The 16,607-nt window shown below is 71.1% G+C and carries 14 protein-coding genes; 2 read left to right on the top strand and 12 right to left on the bottom strand.

What is annotated here, in order from left to right; translation table 11 throughout:
* The 4 genes from IE312_RS22995 to IE312_RS22980 form a co-directional block, all read right to left on the bottom strand.
* Window positions 1–1,722, bottom strand: a 1,722-nt coding sequence (locus IE312_RS22995) for an LCP family protein (protein WP_229900310.1), incomplete at its 3' end; no start/stop codon positions are given.
* 16 nt (window positions 1,723–1,738) lie between these two features.
* The gene (gene nadD / locus IE312_RS22990) at window positions 1,739–2,425 is read right to left on the bottom strand and encodes a nicotinate-nucleotide adenylyltransferase (protein WP_189984239.1); all 687 of its coding nucleotides are present in this window, start codon (window positions 2,423–2,425) and stop codon (window positions 1,739–1,741) included.
* Between the two features lie 56 nt (window positions 2,426–2,481).
* Window positions 2,482–2,646, bottom strand: coding sequence for a hypothetical protein (locus IE312_RS22985; protein ID WP_030345028.1), 165 nt, complete (start codon window positions 2,644–2,646; stop codon window positions 2,482–2,484).
* A 190-nt stretch (window positions 2,647–2,836) separates the two neighbouring features.
* The gene (locus tag IE312_RS22980; protein WP_189984238.1) at window positions 2,837–3,001 is read right to left on the bottom strand and encodes a hypothetical protein; all 165 of its coding nucleotides are present in this window, start codon (window positions 2,999–3,001) and stop codon (window positions 2,837–2,839) included.
* A 103-nt stretch (window positions 3,002–3,104) separates the two neighbouring features.
* Between IE312_RS22980 and IE312_RS22975 the strand changes: the two genes are divergently transcribed.
* Complete coding sequence (locus IE312_RS22975) at window positions 3,105–4,190, top strand: M48 family metallopeptidase (RefSeq protein ID WP_189984237.1); 1,086 nt, start codon at window positions 3,105–3,107, stop codon at window positions 4,188–4,190.
* A 125-nt stretch (window positions 4,191–4,315) separates the two neighbouring features.
* Here the strand turns inward: IE312_RS22975 and IE312_RS22970 are convergent, their stop codons facing one another.
* The 5 genes from IE312_RS22970 to proB all read right to left on the bottom strand — a co-directional run bounded on the left by IE312_RS22970 (window position 4,316) and on the right by proB (window position 9,478).
* Window positions 4,316–5,386 (bottom strand): SCO2583 family membrane protein, encoded by a 1,071-nt coding sequence (locus tag IE312_RS22970; protein ID WP_189984236.1) that lies wholly within the window; start codon window positions 5,384–5,386, stop codon window positions 4,316–4,318.
* 88 nt (window positions 5,387–5,474) lie between these two features.
* Window positions 5,475–6,047 (bottom strand): SCO2584 family spore wall biosynthesis protein, encoded by a 573-nt coding sequence (locus IE312_RS22965; protein ID WP_229900309.1) that lies wholly within the window; start codon window positions 6,045–6,047, stop codon window positions 5,475–5,477.
* A 120-nt stretch (window positions 6,048–6,167) separates the two neighbouring features.
* Entirely contained in the window at window positions 6,168–7,454 is a 1,287-nt protein-coding gene (locus IE312_RS22960; RefSeq protein WP_189984234.1) for a glutamate-5-semialdehyde dehydrogenase, read from the bottom strand.
* Between the two features lie 212 nt (window positions 7,455–7,666).
* On the bottom strand, window positions 7,667–8,092 hold the full coding sequence (locus tag IE312_RS22955) for a DUF8830 family protein (protein ID WP_189984233.1): 426 nt from the start codon (window positions 8,090–8,092) through the stop codon (window positions 7,667–7,669).
* 279 nt (window positions 8,093–8,371) lie between these two features.
* Entirely contained in the window at window positions 8,372–9,478 is a 1,107-nt protein-coding gene (gene proB, locus IE312_RS22950) for a glutamate 5-kinase (protein ID WP_189984338.1), read from the bottom strand.
* A gap of 238 nt (window positions 9,479–9,716) precedes the next feature.
* On the opposite strand from proB, the gene IE312_RS22945 reads away from it, so the two are divergent.
* A complete protein-coding gene (locus IE312_RS22945; protein ID WP_189984232.1) occupies window positions 9,717–11,126 on the top strand; it encodes a polysaccharide pyruvyl transferase family protein in 1,410 nt (469 codons plus the stop codon).
* Window positions 11,127–11,229: 103 nt separating this feature from the next.
* On the opposite strand, the gene IE312_RS22940 is transcribed toward IE312_RS22945, so the two are convergent.
* The 3 genes from IE312_RS22940 to IE312_RS22930 form a co-directional block, all read right to left on the bottom strand.
* A complete protein-coding gene (locus tag IE312_RS22940) occupies window positions 11,230–12,447 on the bottom strand; it encodes a glycosyltransferase family 2 protein (RefSeq protein WP_268254334.1) in 1,218 nt (405 codons plus the stop codon).
* A 282-nt stretch (window positions 12,448–12,729) separates the two neighbouring features.
* Window positions 12,730–14,850: a CDP-glycerol glycerophosphotransferase family protein gene (locus IE312_RS22935; protein ID WP_229900308.1), complete on the bottom strand. Its 2,121-nt coding sequence runs from the start codon at window positions 14,848–14,850 to the stop codon at window positions 12,730–12,732.
* A 159-nt stretch (window positions 14,851–15,009) separates the two neighbouring features.
* Window positions 15,010–16,506: a bifunctional cytidylyltransferase/SDR family oxidoreductase gene (locus tag IE312_RS22930; protein ID WP_189984231.1), complete on the bottom strand. Its 1,497-nt coding sequence runs from the start codon at window positions 16,504–16,506 to the stop codon at window positions 15,010–15,012.
* Window positions 16,507–16,607 lie beyond the last annotated feature (101 nt).

Genomic DNA, 16,607 nt, shown 5'->3' with positions numbered 1-16,607 from the left:
GGCGACCTCGGTGGCGTTCGCCTTGTCCGCACCGTCCGCGTAGAGCACCTTCGAGGTGGCCTCGGTGCCGGCGGCGCTGCCGCCCTCCAGGAAGGTGAAGCCGCCGTTGAGGAGCACGACGCGGGCCTTCTCGGTGTCGTCCTTCACCCCGGTGGCGTTCTGCACGGAGACCCGGACCGCGGAGCCGGCCGCGGGGCTCTTGGCGGTGCCGCCCAGGATGTCCTTGACCACGCTGCCGCTGGTCTGCGCGCTGAGCGTGCCGTCGGCCTGCACGGGCAGCAGGGCCGTCCTGTAGTCGCCGCTCTTGGCGAGGTCGGCGAGCCTGGCGAGGAAGGCGCCGAGGTCCTTGTCGGTGAGCGGAGGGTCGAGGATCTGCGCGAGGGTCTGGACGGTGGTGGTGGCGGACGACGGGTCGGAGGACATCTTGCGCAGCACGCCCTGCATGACCTGGCCGAACCGCTCCAGCTGGGCGGTCGCGGACTCGCCGGGGGCGCGGTAGGTGGCGTAGGCGACGGCCATCTTGCCGCTGAGGGTCTGGTCGTGGCCCTTGTGGACGAGCGGCGAGGCGCCCTTCTTCTTGGTGTCCGGGTCGGGCACGTCCGTGTCGGTGTCGATCTCGATGTTGCCGACGAGTTCGACGAGGTTCTGCAGGTAGGGCGTGTCGAGGCGCCAGGTGCCCTGGATGCTGGTGCCGAGGACGGTGTCGAGCTGGTCACGGGTGCCGGAGGAGCCGTCGTCGTCCACGGACTTGGCGAGGGTGGTGGTGGAGCCGTCGTCCCCGGTGAGCGCGAGGGAGTTGGGCAGCAGGACCGTGGTGCCCTGCTTGGTGGTGGTGTTGTCGACCAGCAGCGCCGTGGAGGTGCCCCCCTTGGCGGTGTTGTGCAGGTGGACGACGAGCACGTCGCGCTTCTGGGCCGCGACCGGTGTGGCGTCGCCGGTCTTGCCGTCGGAGGAGGACAGTCCGGGAAGTTTTCCGGCGAACCAGAGGTAGCCCACACCGCCGGCCGCGACGAGGGCGAGGACGACGACGAGGGCGATGATCCGGCTCCGGGCGCGGCGGCGGGCCTCCTCGCGGCGCTCGGTGCGGTTCTCGGTGAACTTCAGCCAGTCGATGACGTCCTCGGAGTCGCCGTCCGGCTCCTCGACGAAGGCGAACTGCTCGGTCCGGTGTTCGGGCCGGCTCCCGTGCTCCGGCTCGGTTCCGTGGTCCTGTCCGGTGCCGTAGTCCTGTCCGGCCCCGTAGTCCTGCCCGGTCCCGTAGTCCTGTCCGGTCCCGTGATGTGGAGCGCCCGGCGCCGGCTCGGGGTCCTGCGGAGCCCGAAGGTCCTCGGCCGGGCTGGTCTGCTGCGGGATGTAGGCGGTCTGCTCGGCCACCCGGGGCTGCTGCCCGCTGCTCGCCGCCTGCCCGTAGGGGTCGTAGCCCGTGCCGTCCTGGTGGGTGCCGGTGGCATACGGGTCGTAAGGGGCTTGCGAGCCGTAGGGGTCGTAGCCGGGCTGCTGCTGGCCGGAGCCGTAGGAGGGCGCCTGCTGCTGGCCGGCGGCGTAGGAGTCGTAGCCGTAGCCGTGCTGCTGGGCGTACGGATCATAGGCGGCCTGCTGGGCCTGGGGAGCCTGCTGTGCCGGGACCTGCCGGTACACGGGCTGCCCGTACTCGTCGTAGCCGACGACTTCGTACGGGCCGGCGCCGTAGCCTGCGTCCCCCGCGTCGTATCGGTCGTTCACCGGTGCCCCTCTCGGCTCACTCGCCGCGGTACAGCTCGCGCTTGTCGATGTAGCGCACGACTCCGTCCGGCACCATGTACCAGATGGGGTCGCCCTTGGCGACTCTCGCCCGGCACTCCGTGGACGAGATGGCGAGCGCCGGCACCTCCACGAGCGAGACGCCGCCCTCCGGGAGACCGGGGTCGGTCAGGTGGTGGCCGGGGCGGGTGACGCCGATGAAGTGCGCGAGGGAGAACAGCTCCTCCGAGTCGCGCCAGGTCAGCAGCTGGGCGAGGGCGTCGGCGCCGGTGATGAAGAAGAGGTCGGTGTCGGGGTTGAGGGCGCGCAGGTCCCGCAGGGTGTCGACGGTGTAGGTGGGGCCGCCGCGGTCGATGTCGATGCGGCTGACGGAGAACTGCGGGTTCTCGGCGGTCGCGATCACCGTCATCAGGTAGCGGTCCTCGGCCGGGGAGACCTTGCGGTGGGACTTCTGCCAGGGCTGGCCGGTGGGCACGAACACCACCTCGTCCAGCTGGAACTGCGCGGCGACCTCGCTGGCCGCCACGAGGTGCCCGTGGTGGATCGGGTCGAAGGTGCCGCCCATGACTCCCAGGCGCCGCTTGCCCGTGTGGGCGGGGCCGTTGCCCGGTCCGTACTGCGGGTGCTGCACCGTGTCGTCGGCCGTCTCGTGCGCCGGACCGGTAGGCATGTCCTGCTCTCCCATGCGTGCAGACCCTACCGGCCCGGTCTCGGACGTCCGGCCGGGGACGGGGTCCCCGCTCAGCGGTCGCGGTTGAAGCGCGTGGTGATCCACAGCAGCAGGAGCAGGATGACCAGGGCGCCGCCGCCGGTGACGGCCGGGTTCAGGCTGTTGTGGTTTCCGCCGTGCTCCCCGCCCTCGGCGGCAAGGGTGACCAACTGGGCTGCGGCGCTGTGGAAGCTCATCTTCGGCAGGACCTATCGCGTGTGGGCGGAATAAAGATGTCGGCTCATCGTAAGCGGGCGGCCCCGCGGCCATCACGCCGACTCCACCGTTGGGCTCGCGGGGCGCCGGCGGCCCCGCGGCGGTGGGGATCACCGGCCGTCGGACGGCGGTGATCGCCGGCCGCCGGGCGGGGGGAACTTTCCCCGCTCGTCAGTCGTCCTTCCGCTTGTAGCCGCGCAGCAGGAGCCACGCGGTCAGTGCACAGCCGAGGAACATCACGATCAGTACGACGCGGAGCAGGTTCCCCGTCCCGTGCTGCTGGACGGCGCTCGCGGCGGCCTCGGTCAGCCATGCGGCTGCGGGGTGGTGCTCCATGGCGTGGACTCCTTCGGGGTGTACTGCCCGACCACGGTATCTCCGCCTAGGCTGGGCCTCGCCTCGGGGGCACAGTGGGCACTCATACGCACATGGGGGATTCATGTCCGACGACGGCCGGCAGGGCACGGGGCACGAGCGGGTGCCGAGCAGGCAGCGCAGGCGCTTCCCCGGGATCTCCACCCGCGCCTACGAGCACCCGGCGGACCGCTCGGCCCTGGTCGCGCTGCGCAAGCTGAGCGGCTTCGACACGGTCTTCAAGGCGCTCAGCGGGCTCCTGCCGGAGCGCAGTTTGCGGCTGCTGTTCCTCTCGGACTCGGTGCGGGTCTCCGAGCGGCAGTTCGCGCACCTGCACGACATGCTGCTGGACGCCTGTTACATCCTGGACCTGCAGAAGGTCCCGCCGATGTACGTCACGCAGGATCCGCAGCCGAACGCGATGTGCATCGGCCTGGACGAGCCGATCATCGTGGTCAGCACCGGGCTCGTCGAGCTGCTGGACGAGGAGGAGATGCGGGCGGTCGTCGGGCACGAGGTGGGGCACGCGCTGTCCGGGCACGCGGTCTACCGCACGGTCCTGCTGTTCCTGACGAACCTCGCGCTGAAGGTCGCCTGGATCCCGCTCGGCAACCTCGCGGTGATGGCGATCATCACGGCGCTGCGGGAGTGGTTCCGCAAGTCGGAGCTGTCCGCCGACCGGGCGGGCCTGCTGGTCGGCCAGGACGTCCTGGCCTCGATGCGGGGCCTGATGAAGATCGCGGGCGGCAACCACCTGCACGAGATGAACGTGGACGCGTTCCTGGAACAGGCCGAGGAGTACGAAGCCGGGGGTGACCTGCGCGACTCCGTGCTCAAGATCCTGAACGTGCTGCCCCGCTCGCACCCGTTCACCACCGTGCGGGCCGCCGAGCTGAAGAAGTGGGCGGAGTCCCGGGACTACCAGCGGATCATGGACGGCCACTACCCGCGGCGCAGCGAGGACAAGGACACCTCCGTCAGCGACTCCTTCCGTGAGTCGGCGGCCAGCTACGCGAGCGACGTGAAGGGCTCCAAGGACCCGTTGATGAAGCTGGTCACGGACCTCGCGGGCGGCGCGGGCGACCTCGGCGGCCGGGTCCGCCGGGGCTTCGACGGCTTCCGGAGCCCGCCGCCGGCCCCGGGGGACACGCCGGGCGGCGCCGAGGAGTAGGCGAGCCCCGGCACAGAGGCGGCACCGGCACCGGCACCTGGCCAACGGCACCGGGCTCCGGCTGTCCGGCAGCTCCCGGGTGCGGGCGCGGCCCAGGGAGGAGCGGGCGGAGCCCGGGGATGCGGTCAGACCTTCGGCTGCGCGTCGGCGGCCAGCGTGCCGCAGAGGGCCGGGGCGCTGTCCGTGTCGTAGGGGTTGGTGCCCGCGGGAACGCCCGACCTGGCCGTCTGGCCGGCCAGGAGGGGGCGGAGGTAGGCGGAGGAGTCCTCGGCGCAGGCGAGGGGACCCGCCTGCACGGAGGAGTTGATCAGCTGCACCTGGTGGGTGCGCAGGTCGTCACGGTCGAAGTGGAAAGTGAGCGCGCGGCGGACCGTGAAGAGGGAGGCGCGGGCGCCGGCGGGGGCACCGGTGGCCCGCAGGGCGTAGACGAAGGTGTGGTCGGCGGTGACCTCGAGCGTCGACGAGTCGGCCTCGGTGGCCCGCAGGCTGCCGGAGACGCGGATCCTGTCGTCGGCCAGCTGGGCCCGGGCGGGGTCGATGCGGACCACCCAGCCCGTGGGCGCGTGCCGGCCGTCCGCCGCCGGGTGGTCGAAGCTCTGGTCGAACTGGTCGAGCTGCGCGGAGTCGATCAGGGCGCGGGCGGGGCGCACCTCGCGGCCGGTGAGCACCTCGGGGTAGAGCGAGGAGCGGACGATGTAGTCCTTGGCGGTGGTGAGGGCGGTCACCACCTGGCCGTCGGAGAAGTGGGCGGTGCTGCGGGAGGCCGGCAGGGGTATGCCCTCGGCGCCGGTCTCGAAGGGGGCGGCGGGGCTGCGTGCGTAGAGGCTCTCGGCGTCGGCGGCACCGGGCACCTTGCCCTGGGGGGCGAGCGGGATCACCGTCATCCGCAGGGACTCCGCGCTCCGGCGGGCCGGCGGGGAGCCGTAGGGGTGGCGGACGCCCATGTAGATCGCGGTGCCGAAGGCCACGGCGATCAGTACGACGAGGATCAGGGCCTGCCGGGTGAGCCGGCGGTGCCGGGACGGGCGGCGGCGGACGGCGGGCGCGTGGTCGGCCATCCGCTCCTGGGCGGAGAACTCCTGGAGCCGCGCAGCACGGACGAACGACTCGTCGAAGACGACGGATCGGTATTCGTCCTCCGCACCGCCGGGGCCGCCCTCGGGTGTCCCCTCCGGTGGGTCTCCAGGCCCGCCCATACTTTCAGGGTAGGTCTCGTGAGGCTCGGGTAAACGCCCCGTCGCGCGACAACTTCTGACAGGTTCTCACCAAGAGCGGGGGGGCTTTTCAGGGTGCGGGCGGGACGGCCGGGACGGCCGGCCGGGAGGGGTCCGCGGAGACCCGGGGAACGGCGGAAGCGCCCTGTTCCAGACCGGTCGAGGCGGGGGCGGGTACCCGGTCGCGGGCGCCCGAGGAGCCTCCCCGGTAGACGGCGGCGAAGGCCAGGGCGACCATGCCGATCCCCATCACGACGGCGAGGACCCAGGCCACGGGCCGGTGCCAGCGGACCTGCTTGCCGTAGGGGCCGAAGGTGCCGTGGCGGTCGCCGAGGAGATAGGCGTCGTCGGACTCGTCATCGCCGTGATCTTGGCTGAATCCGGTGCGATCCGGGCCGTAGCCGTCGTCGTAGCGCTCGCCCCGGGCGTGTGCGCGGCGGGCCTCCGCCTCGGATGCCTCGGCTCTGGCCTGTGCGGCGGCGAGGAGGCGTTCCACGGCGGTCGGCTCGTGGAAGGTGGCCGCCCGCACGAAGGCCTCGTCGAAGACCACGGAGGCGAACTCTTCGTCCGACACCCCGCGGTCGTGGTCGTCGTCGGGCTCCCAGCCGTCCGGGAACGGCGTGCCCCCCACGTCCTCCGGCACGGGTCCAGAGTAGACCTGGGGGGTCAATTTGGGCAGACGGTATGGAAATTCGTCTGCCTGGCGAGACGCCTTCCGGCCACCGCGCGCGGGCAGCGGGACCGTGGGCCGGACGGGTGAACTTCAGCGGCGTACGTGCCCGTCGCCGGTGACGATGTACTTCGTGCTGGTCAGCTCCGGCAGGCCCATCGGGCCGCGGGCGTGCAGCTTCTGGGTGGAGATGCCGATCTCGGCGCCGAAGCCGAACTGGCCGCCGTCGGTGAACCGGGTGGAGGCGTTCACGGCGACGGTGGTGGAGTCGACCAGCTGGGTGAAGCGGCGGGCGGCCTGCTGGGACGTGGTGACGATGGCCTCGGTGTGGCCGGAGGTCCACAGCCGGATGTGCTCGACGGCCCTGTCCAGCGAGTCGACCACCGCGGCGGCGATGTCGTAGGACAGGTACTCGGTCTCCCAGTCCTCGGGGGTCGCCTCGACGACGGTGGCCTTGGAGTCCTTGGCATAGGCCATGACCCGGTCGTCGGCGTGGACGGTGACGCCGGCCTCGGCGAGGGCGTCCAGGGCGCGCGGCAGGAACTCGGGGGCGATGTCCTGGTGGACGAGGAGGGTCTCGGCGGCGTTGCAGACGCTGACCCGCTGGGCCTTGGAGTTGATCAGGATCTCGACGGCCGTGTCGATGTCGGCCTGGGCGTCGACGTAGACGTGGCAGTTGCCGGTGCCGGTCTCGATCACGGGGACGGTGGACTCGTTGACCACGGTCCGGATCAGGGAGGCGCCGCCGCGCGGGATGAGGACGTCGACCAGGCCGCGGGCGCGCATCAGCTCACGGACGGAGTCGCGGCTCTCGCCGGGCACCAGCTGGACGGCGTCGGCGGGCAGGCCGGCACCGCCGACGGCGTCGCGGATCACCCGGACGAGGGCGGTGTTGGACTCGTAGGCGGAACCGGAGCCGCGCAGCAGGACGGCGTTGCCGGACTTCAGGCAGAGGGCGGCGGCGTCGACGGTGACGTTCGGGCGGGCCTCGTAGATGATGCCGACGACGCCGAGCGGGACGCGGACCTGGCGCAGGTCGATGCCGTTGGGGAGGGTGGAGCCGCGGACGACCTCACCGACCGGGTCGGGCAGCTTCGCGACGTCGCGGACGTCGGCGGCGATGGCGCGGACCCGCTCGGGGGTGAGGGTGAGACGGTCGACGATGGCCTCGCTGGTCCCGTTCTCCCGGGCCTTGGCCACGTCCTTGGCGTTGGCCTCGACGATCTCGGCGGTCCGGACCTCCAGGGCGTCGGCGATGGCGAGCAGCGCGTCGTCCTTCACGGCCCGCGGGAGCGGCGCGAGGTCGGCGGCGGCGGCCTTCGCCCGGTAGGCGGCCTGGGTGACCGGGGACATCGAGTCGTACGGTGAGAGCGTGGTCATGAGGGAAGGGTAGTGCGCGGGACGCGGCCGTTCAGCGGCCGTCCCACACCCCGAGACACCCCAAAACGGGCGAACCCGCAGCGGCTCCCCCCGCACGCCCCGCGCCTCCCCGGCCTCGGCAGCCCTCGGCACCCCCACAGGCCGGCACCCCCACAGGTCGCCACCCCTGAGGCAGCCCCGAGGCAGCCCTGAGGAGCCCTGAGACACCGCCGTCAGAACGGATGCACTCCCACCGGTGTCGCCGGTGCGGGGCCGTAGCCCTCGGCGATGCGGTGGTGGTAGGTCTCGCGGTCGATGACCTCCAGGCCGACGATCTCCCAGGCCGGCAGGCCGGCGCTCTGCCGGTGCTCGCCCCACAGGCGCAGTGCCACGGCGGCGGCGTCGTGCAGGTCGCGGGCCTCTTCCCAGTACCGGATCTCGGCGTGGTCGGTCGCGTATCTGCTGGTCAGCAGGAAGGGATGGTCGTGGGCGAGCTGTTCCAGGGCCCGCCGCAGTTCGGGCAGCGCGACCTTCTCCCCGGAGACGCTGAGGGTGACGTGCCACAGCCTGGGCAGGTCCTCGGGTTCCTCATAGGTGTCCCCGGCCGCGACGCTCGTCAGAGCACCGCGGGACGCCGCCCCAGGGCGCACTCGTCTCACGACGGCCTCCTTCACGCATGGCTCGCATGCCTCGCATGGCTCGCGTCACTCGTGTGGCACGACATGGCACACACGTCGCCTCTCTGACGCACGAGGTGCATCACGCGCATGCGCCCGCATGCCTCGTACAGCTCGCTCGGCCCCTTGACCGAACGTGTCCTCTCGACATGTCCCCCAGAGAAAGTTGAGCAGGCCGCAGGGCTCCGCGTGGTGGTTTTGCGGAACGTCCCCCACCGGGGTCGTTCCTTACGCCCTGTTTTACGAGCTGTTTTGCGAGAGTCAGGCGTGCAGGAGCACGAGATCGTCCCTGTGTACGACCTCGCGCTCGTACGCCGGACCCAGCTCGCGTGCCAGCTCCCGGGTCGACCGTCCGATCAGCCGGGGGATCTCCTTGGCGTCGAAGTTGACGAGCCCCCGGGCCACCGCGCGGCCGGCGGCGTCCCGCAGCTCGACGGGGTCGCCGGCGCTGAACTCGCCCTCGACGGCGGCGATTCCGGCGGGCAGCAGCGACGTGCGCCGCTTCACGACGGCGTCCACCGCTCCGTCGTCCAGGATCAGGGCGCCCTGCGGGGTGGAGGCGTGCTGGAGCCACAGGAGCCGGTCGGCGGAGCGCTTGCCGGAGGGGTGGAAGTAGGTGCCGGTGTCACCGCCGGCCAGGGCCTCGGCCGCGTGGACGGCGCTGGTCAGCACCACCGGGATGCCGGCGGCGGCGGCGATCCGGGCGGCCTCCACCTTGGTGACCATGCCGCCGGTGCCGACGCCGGCCTTGCCCGCGCTGCCGATCTCGACGCCGGCGAGGTCCTCCGGCCCGCGCACCTCGGCTATCCGGGAGGTGCCGGGCCTGCCGGGGTCGCCGTCGTAGACGCCGTCGACGTCGGAGAGGAGGACGAGGAGGTCGGCGTGGACGAGATGGGCGACGAGGGCGGCGAGGCGGTCGTTGTCGCCGAAGCGGATCTCGTCGGTGGCGACGGTGTCGTTCTCGTTGACGACCGGGAAGGCGCCCATCGCGAGCAGCTTGTCGAGGGTGCGGGAGGCGTTGCGGTGGTGGGCGCGACGGCTCATGTCGTCGCTGGTGAGCAGGACTTGGCCGACGCGGACGCCGTAGCGGGCGAAGGAGGCGGTGTAGCGGGCGACGAGCAGGCCCTGGCCGACGCTGGCGGCGGCCTGCTGGCGGGCCAGGTCCTTGGGGCGGCGGGGCAGGCCGAGCGGGGCGAGGCCGGCGGCGATGGCGCCGGAGGAGACGAGCACGATCTCCTTCTCGCCGCCGCCGCGGATCTTGGCGAGGACGTCGACGAGCGCGTCGACGCGGTCGGCGTCGAGGCCGCCCGCCGCGGTGGTCAGCGAGGAGGAGCCCACCTTGACGACGATCCTGCGGGCGTCGCCCACGGCCTGCCTTGCCCTTGCCACCTTGCCCTCGGTCCCCTCGCGCGCGTGTCCCAGCTGCTCCTGTGCGGCAATCTACGCGAAGCGGATCGGGCGGTGCGCACCGGTCCAGCTCCCGGACAGGCGAAGCGTAGTCGTTCGCTCACCGTTTGCGTACGGCAAAAAAGTTGTATTGGTTGTCCGTAGAAATTAAACGTCTTCCCAACATAAGTTGAAGTTTGTGTCACCTACTGTTCCCCCTGTGAAGCGCATCCTGCTGCGCTCGGGCAAGAGCCCGTACGACGTCCTCTCCGTCGAGGAGGCCCTCCACCGGGACGTCATCGCCACCAACGCCGGCAACCTGATCTTCAGCGACGCGGCGCACAAGATCCTCGAGACGCCGCGGACCGAGGTCGTCTCCAACGGCGTCGGCACGGACGTGGCGGCGGCCGCCCGCATCAACGCGGAGTACGACGCGTTCGTCGTGCCGCTGGCCAACGCCTTCCGGCCGTCCTTCGAAGGCCGGCTGAAGCGGCTGACCCGGCTGATCGGCAAGCTGCGGATCCCGGTGGTGGTCCTGGGCGTCGGCGCGCAGACCGGGCTGGGCTACGACCCGGCGCGGCTGAAGCCGATGGAACAGTCGGTGCGCGAGTTCTGCGCGGCGGTGCTGGAGCGCAGCGCCTCGATCGGGGTGCGCGGCGAGTTCACCGAGCAGTACCTGCGCGACATGGGCTTCCGGGACGTCGAGGTCATCGGCTGCCCGTCGATGTTCCTGTACGGCGGTGACCTCGACGTGCGCAAGAAGGTCCCGGAGCTGACCGCGGACGCGCGGGTCGCCGTGAACGGTTCGCACAGCGCGGTGCAGAAGCAGGGCCTGGACCGGATCATCGGCCGGACCCACGCCCGCTACCCGAACCTGTGCTTCGTCGGCCAGAACATCAGTGACGCGCGGCAGCTGCACTGGCGGGATCTGACGGACCCGAACGCCCGCGTGACGGCGATGCCGACGCACCCGGACCACCCGATGTACCGGGAGGGCAAGGTGCGGGTCTATGTCGACCCGGTCACCTGGATCGGCGACCTGCGGTCCTTCGACTTCTCCTTCGGCTCCCGCATCCACGGCAACATCGCGGCGCTGCTGGCGGGGACGCCCGCGACGGTGCTGTGCGGGGACTCGCGCACGCTGGAGCTGTGCCGCTACTTCGAGATCCCGCACATGCGCCTGGACCAGGCCGCGAAGGATCCCGAGGCGGCGGATCCGGCCCGGCTGTACGAGCAGGCGGACCTGAGCGGGCTGGTGGGGAACCACGCGGAACGCTTCGGCCGGTTCGTGCGGTTCCTGGACGCCAACGGGCTGCAGAACACCTTCACGCACGGCGACGGCGGGGCGGCCTTCGACGAGAAGATGCGCGCGCTGCCGTTCCCTCCGGGCGTCCGGCCGTGGAACGAGACCGATCTCGCCTCGCTCAGCAGCCGGTTCGGCTGGCTGCACAGCCAGGTCACCGAACTGACCCAGGACAACGCCTTGTTGCGGCGGGAACTGGCGAAGACGCAGAAGACGAAGGCCCAGAAGGCCGCGGCGGTACCGGCCCCGGCCGCGTCCGTCTACCGGCGCGCGCGCCGCGTCGTCGGCCGGCCCCTGCGTCGCGCCCTGCAGTCGGGCAGGCAGTAGCCCCTGCGTCGCGCCCCGCGGCCGGGCAGGCAGTGGCCCGCGGCGGGGCGCAGGGTCCCGGGCGCGCCGGCTCGGGGCCCGGACGCCGTACCCGGCGGGGCGCTCAGGCCGCCGCCGCTCCGAAGCGCTTGCCCGGCAGCGCCCGGCGCAGGATCCGCCGCGCCTTGCGCAGGGCGCGGCGCGGCACGGAGTTGGCGACCGCCTCGCGGTAGCCCTCGAAGGCGCGGGCCTCGCGGGGGTCGGCGAGGTACATCTCGTCGGGGATGCCTGCCGCTCTGGACCGGAAGTGCGGGTAGATCAGGTACAGGCGGGTGCCGCGCTTCTCCAGCACGGCCGCGGCCTGCTTCTTCGCCTTGACGAAGGTGACGACGTCCAGCAGCAGGTCGGCGCGCTGCATGGCGACCAGGTGCAGCCGCAGCCGCTCGTGCACCTTGAGGCGGCGGGCCACCCCGGGCGTCCAGTAGGCGTCCATCAGCGGCTTGGCCAGCTCGAACTTGTGCCGGCGGACCTCTTCGCTGTCGGTGAGGAACTTGGGCCCGAACTGCGGCAGCAGCGTGATGAGGAACGGCCGGACCATGAGCAGGTCGCGCTTGTCGCCGGCCGGGACCATGTCGGCGATCAGCTTCATCAGGGCGCGCGCGGAGTCGAAGCGCAGGGTGTAGCTGCCGCTCTTGGTGACGTGCTTGCCGTCGTCGCGGCCGACCAGGTAGTAGCAGGTGTAGTCGGAGAGCACCGAGACGCCGTCCGCCCGCAGGTAGGCCTCCAGCGTGAACAGGGCGTCCTCGCCGGTGAACAGCGACTCGTCGAACCGCATGCCGTGCCGCTCCAGCAGGGAGCGGCGGAACAGCTTCTGCGCGCTGAGCGTGAACTTGATGTTCGAGGTGAAGACGTCGGCCCGGTCGAGGTTCTTGCCCCACATGGACTTCGGCGCGCTGCGGTTGACGCCCTCGACCCGGCCGAGGACGACGTCCGTGCCGTTCCTGTCGGCCATGGCGACCATGCGCTCCAGGGCCTCCGGGCCGAGCCGGTCGTCGGCGTCGAGGAAGAAGACGAAGCGGCCGGCCGCCTTGCCGAGGCCGACGTTGCGCGGGCCGCTGGGGCCGCCGGAGTTCTTCTGGCGGATCACGGTGACCTGCATGGGGGCGCGGGCGGCGAACTCCTCGAGGCACTCCCCCGTGCCGTCGGTCGAGCCGTCGTCGACCGCGATGACCTCCAGGCGTGCCGGATCGATGGTCTGTGCCTCGACGGATGCCAGGCACTCGACCAGGTACGGCATCGCTTCGTACGCCCCGATGATCACGCTCACATCAGGCTGCGTCACGACGGTCACTCTTCCCCCTAGTCACGGATCCCCGTGGTCACGAAACATTTCCCCCGTATTACCTCAATCCAAGGTGTTAGACGGACAGCCACGGGAAGCGGTTGCCCTACCCAGGGTGATGAGTGACGGGCATCACAGGGAGTGCACAGCCACCGTACGGGCGCCGGGTAAGAGACGCCCGGCCACGGTTGAGAACCGGGCAAGACGCGGGCAGGAAGACCGGGCACGACGAAGGCCCCCGAGGGATTCCCTCGGGGGCCTGACACGTACACACCGGGGCGGTCAGCCCGCGGCCACGCCGTCCGTCTCGCCGGCCGTCGCGGTGCGCTGGCCCGGCACCGCGGTGGTCAGCTCGGCCGCCTCGGCGGGGTCGGCGTTCGCCGCGCCCAGCCGGGACTGCTGGCCGACGTTGCGGGCCTCGGCCTTGAGGGCGAGGTCGGCGACCGCGGCGTTGAACTGGTCGATGGACTTCGGCTCGTCCGGGCCGAGCAGGTACTGCTTCAGCTCCGTGCGGTCCTCGGCCAGCGGGTCGCCCGCCGGGTCGCGCACGGCGTCCAGCAGACCGCCCAGCTCGGCCGCGCTGTTGGACAGGATCACCGCGGCGCGCACGGCCGTGTTCTGCCGCTTGAACTCCTCGGCGCCCAGCTCGCCGGAGTCGGTGACGGCGTAGGGCTTGCCGCTCGCGATGAAGTCGGAGACCACGGAGGAGATGTCGGAGACCATCGCGTCGGAGACGTTGAAGCAGTCGTACAGGCGCGGCTGGGCGCCCGTGATGACCCGGTGCTCGTACGAGGGGAAGGAACGCCAGTAGGCGTCGTTCCACTCGGCGCGCAGCCGGGCGATCTCCTCGTGCCGGTGCACGTCCACGATGCCGTCGCGGGTGGCCTCGGCCTCGTCGCCCTTGGTGCCGGCGGCGACGGTCAGCTCGTCGAGCCGGGCCTGGATGCGGGTCAGCTCGGCCCGGGCCTGCTCCATGGCGGCGGTGTCGGCGGTGAACCGGGAGTCGGCCGCGCGCTCGGCGGCGGCCTTCTCGACCAGGGCGGTGATGCGCTGGTGGGCGGCCTTGGCGTCCTTGCTGACGGTGCCGGTGAACGGGTGCGGCTTGTACAGCACGCGCACCGGCGGGTCGGCCGTGATCAGCTTGTTCACGATGTTCTCGCCGGCCAGCACGATCGAGGTGTTGCCGGGGTTGCCGTCCCAGCCCTCCCAGGTGGGGGCGTACAGGACGGTCGGGACGCGGCCCTCGGGCACGCCGTGCCAGCCCTGGATGGGGGCGAGCTGCGGGCGGCCGACCTCCACGATGTCCTCGTCGCGGACGCCGACGTCGGCGATGGCGTACCGGTCGCGGCCGGCCCGGCCGGCGGTCCACACCTCGTCGTACACCTTGCTGTACGGGTTGACGCTGGCCAGCTTGTCGCTGTCGCCGTGGCCGATGAAGACGTGCTTCATAGTGGGCACGCGCAGCAGGTGGATGTTCTTGCCGACGTTGGCCGCGTACAGGGCGACCCGCACGGTGGTCAGGTCCAGGTTCATCAGGTGCACCCCTCCGGGCACGCAGATGACGGGGACCGTGGTGGGCGCGAGGTTGTTCAGGATGGCCCGCTCGCGGAGGATGATCAGCGGCCGGGTGTCCAGCTGCTCCATCGTCTCCAGCCACATGTTGACCTGGTACGCGGAGTCCTTGGAGCCGGAGAAGTACAGGACCGTCTCGGGCCGGTAGGCGGCCAGCCAGTCGTCGACGGCGGCGAGGACGATCTCGGCCTTCGGCGGGACGCGCCGGCCGCTCACGTACGGCAGGAGGCGCAGGATGTAGCCGGTGCCCAGGCCGACGGTCAGGCCGATGCCGAAGAAGCCGAACCCGGCGGACCCCAGCTGCGCCGAGACCAGGATGCCGACGACCGCGAACAGGTCGAGGTGGAGCATCTTCTCCGCGGAGCGGTGCAGCAGCCCGCGCGGCGGGGCGTCGGGGATGCGGATGCGGGACTTCAGGTCGATGTTGCGGGTGGCGACCGGCATCCGGCGCCGGTTGCGGATCAGCGTGACCAGGGCGCCGTGCGGGGCCTGGAGCCCGTAGAAGGCGATGAAGCAGGCGACCGCGCCGTAGAAGATCAGGTCGTCCGAGAGGGACAGCCGCGCCAGCAGCAGGATGAGCAGCAGCTGGCGGATCAGGAAGCGGATCGACAGGCCCGCCCGGACCTTGCTGAGGCGGCTGATCAGGTAGCTGCCCTTGCGGTGCAGATAGTGGTCCGCCAGGTACGTCACGGCGGCCAGGGCCGCGAAGGCGGGAACGCTCGGGACGAGCGCGGCCAGCATGAGCGCCGGGAAGCCCAGCATCACGAGGGCCGCCGCGGCCAGCTCGGCCGCGCTGCCCACCCGGGCGACGCGAATAGCGGTGGATATCACGGAGAAACCTGCTCTGGGAGGGGGGAGTGCCGGTTTTGTTCAGGAATGTCGGGAGAAGCCGGTAATTCCTGTGGGGTACGGATACAGGCCTCTGCGAATACCCGCTGAACGGATACCCACAGAGGCCTGAATTCCCAAAAGCTTAATTACCCCTGATTATTACACGCCGTCCTGACGGTCCAGCACCGTGGCCAGCGCCTGCTCGAAGCCGGAGGCCTTGGCGGCGCCCGCGGTCGGGTCCTGCTGGCGGACGTCGATGACGTGCCCGGTCAGCTCGGACAGCAGCACGTCCAGGGAGGTACGGGCCACGGCCTCGGAGGAGAGCAGGGAGCCGGCGGGCTCCTGGCCGAACGCCTTGGTGCGCATCGGGGTCGCGGTGCGCTCGGGGTTGATGCAGTTGACCCGGATGCCGTCGCCGGCCCACTCGTCGGACAGCGCCTGGGTGAGGTTCACCATGGCGGCCTTCGTGGAGGAGTACAGGGAGTACTCGGCGCGGCCGCGGGTGTAGCTGCTGGAGGTGTACAGCAGCAGCTGGCCGTTGGTCTCCGCCAGGTACTTGTAGGAGGAGCGCGCGATCTGCACCGGGGCCAGGTAGTTGACCTTCAGCGCCTCCTCGATGGTGGCGTTGTCGGTCTCGGCGAGCTTGCCGATGCGCAGCACGCCCGCGGTGTTGACGACGTAGTCGATCCGGCCGGTCTCCCCGTACGCCTTGGACAGCGCGTCGTCGACCTCCTCCGGGTTCTCCACGTGGGTGCCGGTGGTGGAGCGGCCGAGCGCGTAGACGTCCGCGCCGTAGGACTCGGCGAGTTCGGCGATGTCCTTGCCGATGCCGTAGGAGCCGCCGAAGATGACGACGGTCTTGCCGGTGAGGAGCTCGCGGTAGGCCTCCTCGCCGTTCTGCTCGGGCGCGGCGGTGGAGGCGAGCTGGAACAGCTTGTCGGCGATGAAGACGTCGACCGGCTGGGTCACCTTCATGTTGTACTCGTCGCCCGCGACGACGTGGATCGGCACGTCCGGCAGGTACTTGAGGACCACCGAGCAGTCGTCCGTGGCCTGGAAGTTGGGGTCGCCGGCGGCGACGTCGTAGGCGCGGCGGATCGTGGACAGCTTGAAGGCCTGCGGGGTCTGGCCGCGGCGGAGCCGGGAGCGGTCCGGGATCTCGGTGATGAACTCGCCGTCCTCGCCGTGCGTGCGCGTCACGATGATCGTGTCGGCGGACGGGATGGCGACGTCCACGGCCTGGTAGCGGTCCAGCGCGGCCACGCAGTCGTCGATGACGCGCTGCGAGAGCAGCGGGCGCACGGCGTCGTGGAACAGGACGTTGCGGTCCTCGCCCTCGGCCAGGCCCTCACCCAGCGCGGAGATGGCGCGCTCGGTGGTCTCGTTCCGCGTCGAACCGCCCTCGATGATCTTCTTCACCTTGGTGAAGCCCGCCTTGGCGACGATCTTCTCGACGTCCGGCACATAGCCGGGGGCCATCAGCACGATGATGTCGTCGATCGAGTCGGCGTTCTCGAAGGTGGTCAGGGTGTGCTCGATGACTGCCTTCCCGGCGATCTTCAGCAGCTGCTTGGGGATCGACAGACCCACCCGCTGACCGGTGCCACCGGCCAGGATCACTGCGGTGGTACGGGGCTTGGCTATGTGCTGGGACACAGGTGACCTACCTTGGGGCGACAGGGAACCGTGAAATGGTCCCACTTCCGGTAACCGCAGTGCAAGGTGAGTGCCCTCCCCCGCATATGTGCGCGCAACCT

The organism is Streptomyces capoamus, from assembly GCF_014654935.1.
In the GTDB taxonomy this organism is placed as follows: Bacteria; Actinomycetota; Actinomycetes; order Streptomycetales; family Streptomycetaceae; genus Streptomyces; species Streptomyces capoamus.
This window is presented reverse-complemented; position numbering and strand designations above follow the sequence as displayed.

Excerpts from the sequence above, each read along its gene's own strand:
- nadD (WP_189984239.1), bottom strand. The coding sequence starts at position 2,425 with ATGGGAGAGCAGGACATGCCTACCGGTCCGGCGCACGAGACGGCCGAC.
- IE312_RS22985 (WP_030345028.1), bottom strand. The coding sequence starts at position 2,646 with ATGAGCTTCCACAGCGCCGCAGCCCAGTTGGTCACCCTTGCCGCCGAG.
- IE312_RS22980 (WP_189984238.1), bottom strand. The coding sequence starts at position 3,001 with ATGGAGCACCACCCCGCAGCCGCATGGCTGACCGAGGCCGCCGCGAGC.
- IE312_RS22975 (WP_189984237.1), top strand. The coding sequence starts at position 3,105 with ATGTCCGACGACGGCCGGCAGGGCACGGGGCACGAGCGGGTGCCGAGC.
- IE312_RS22970 (WP_189984236.1), bottom strand. The coding sequence starts at position 5,386 with ATGGGCGGGCCTGGAGACCCACCGGAGGGGACACCCGAGGGCGGCCCC.
- IE312_RS22960 (WP_189984234.1), bottom strand. The coding sequence starts at position 7,454 with ATGACCACGCTCTCACCGTACGACTCGATGTCCCCGGTCACCCAGGCC.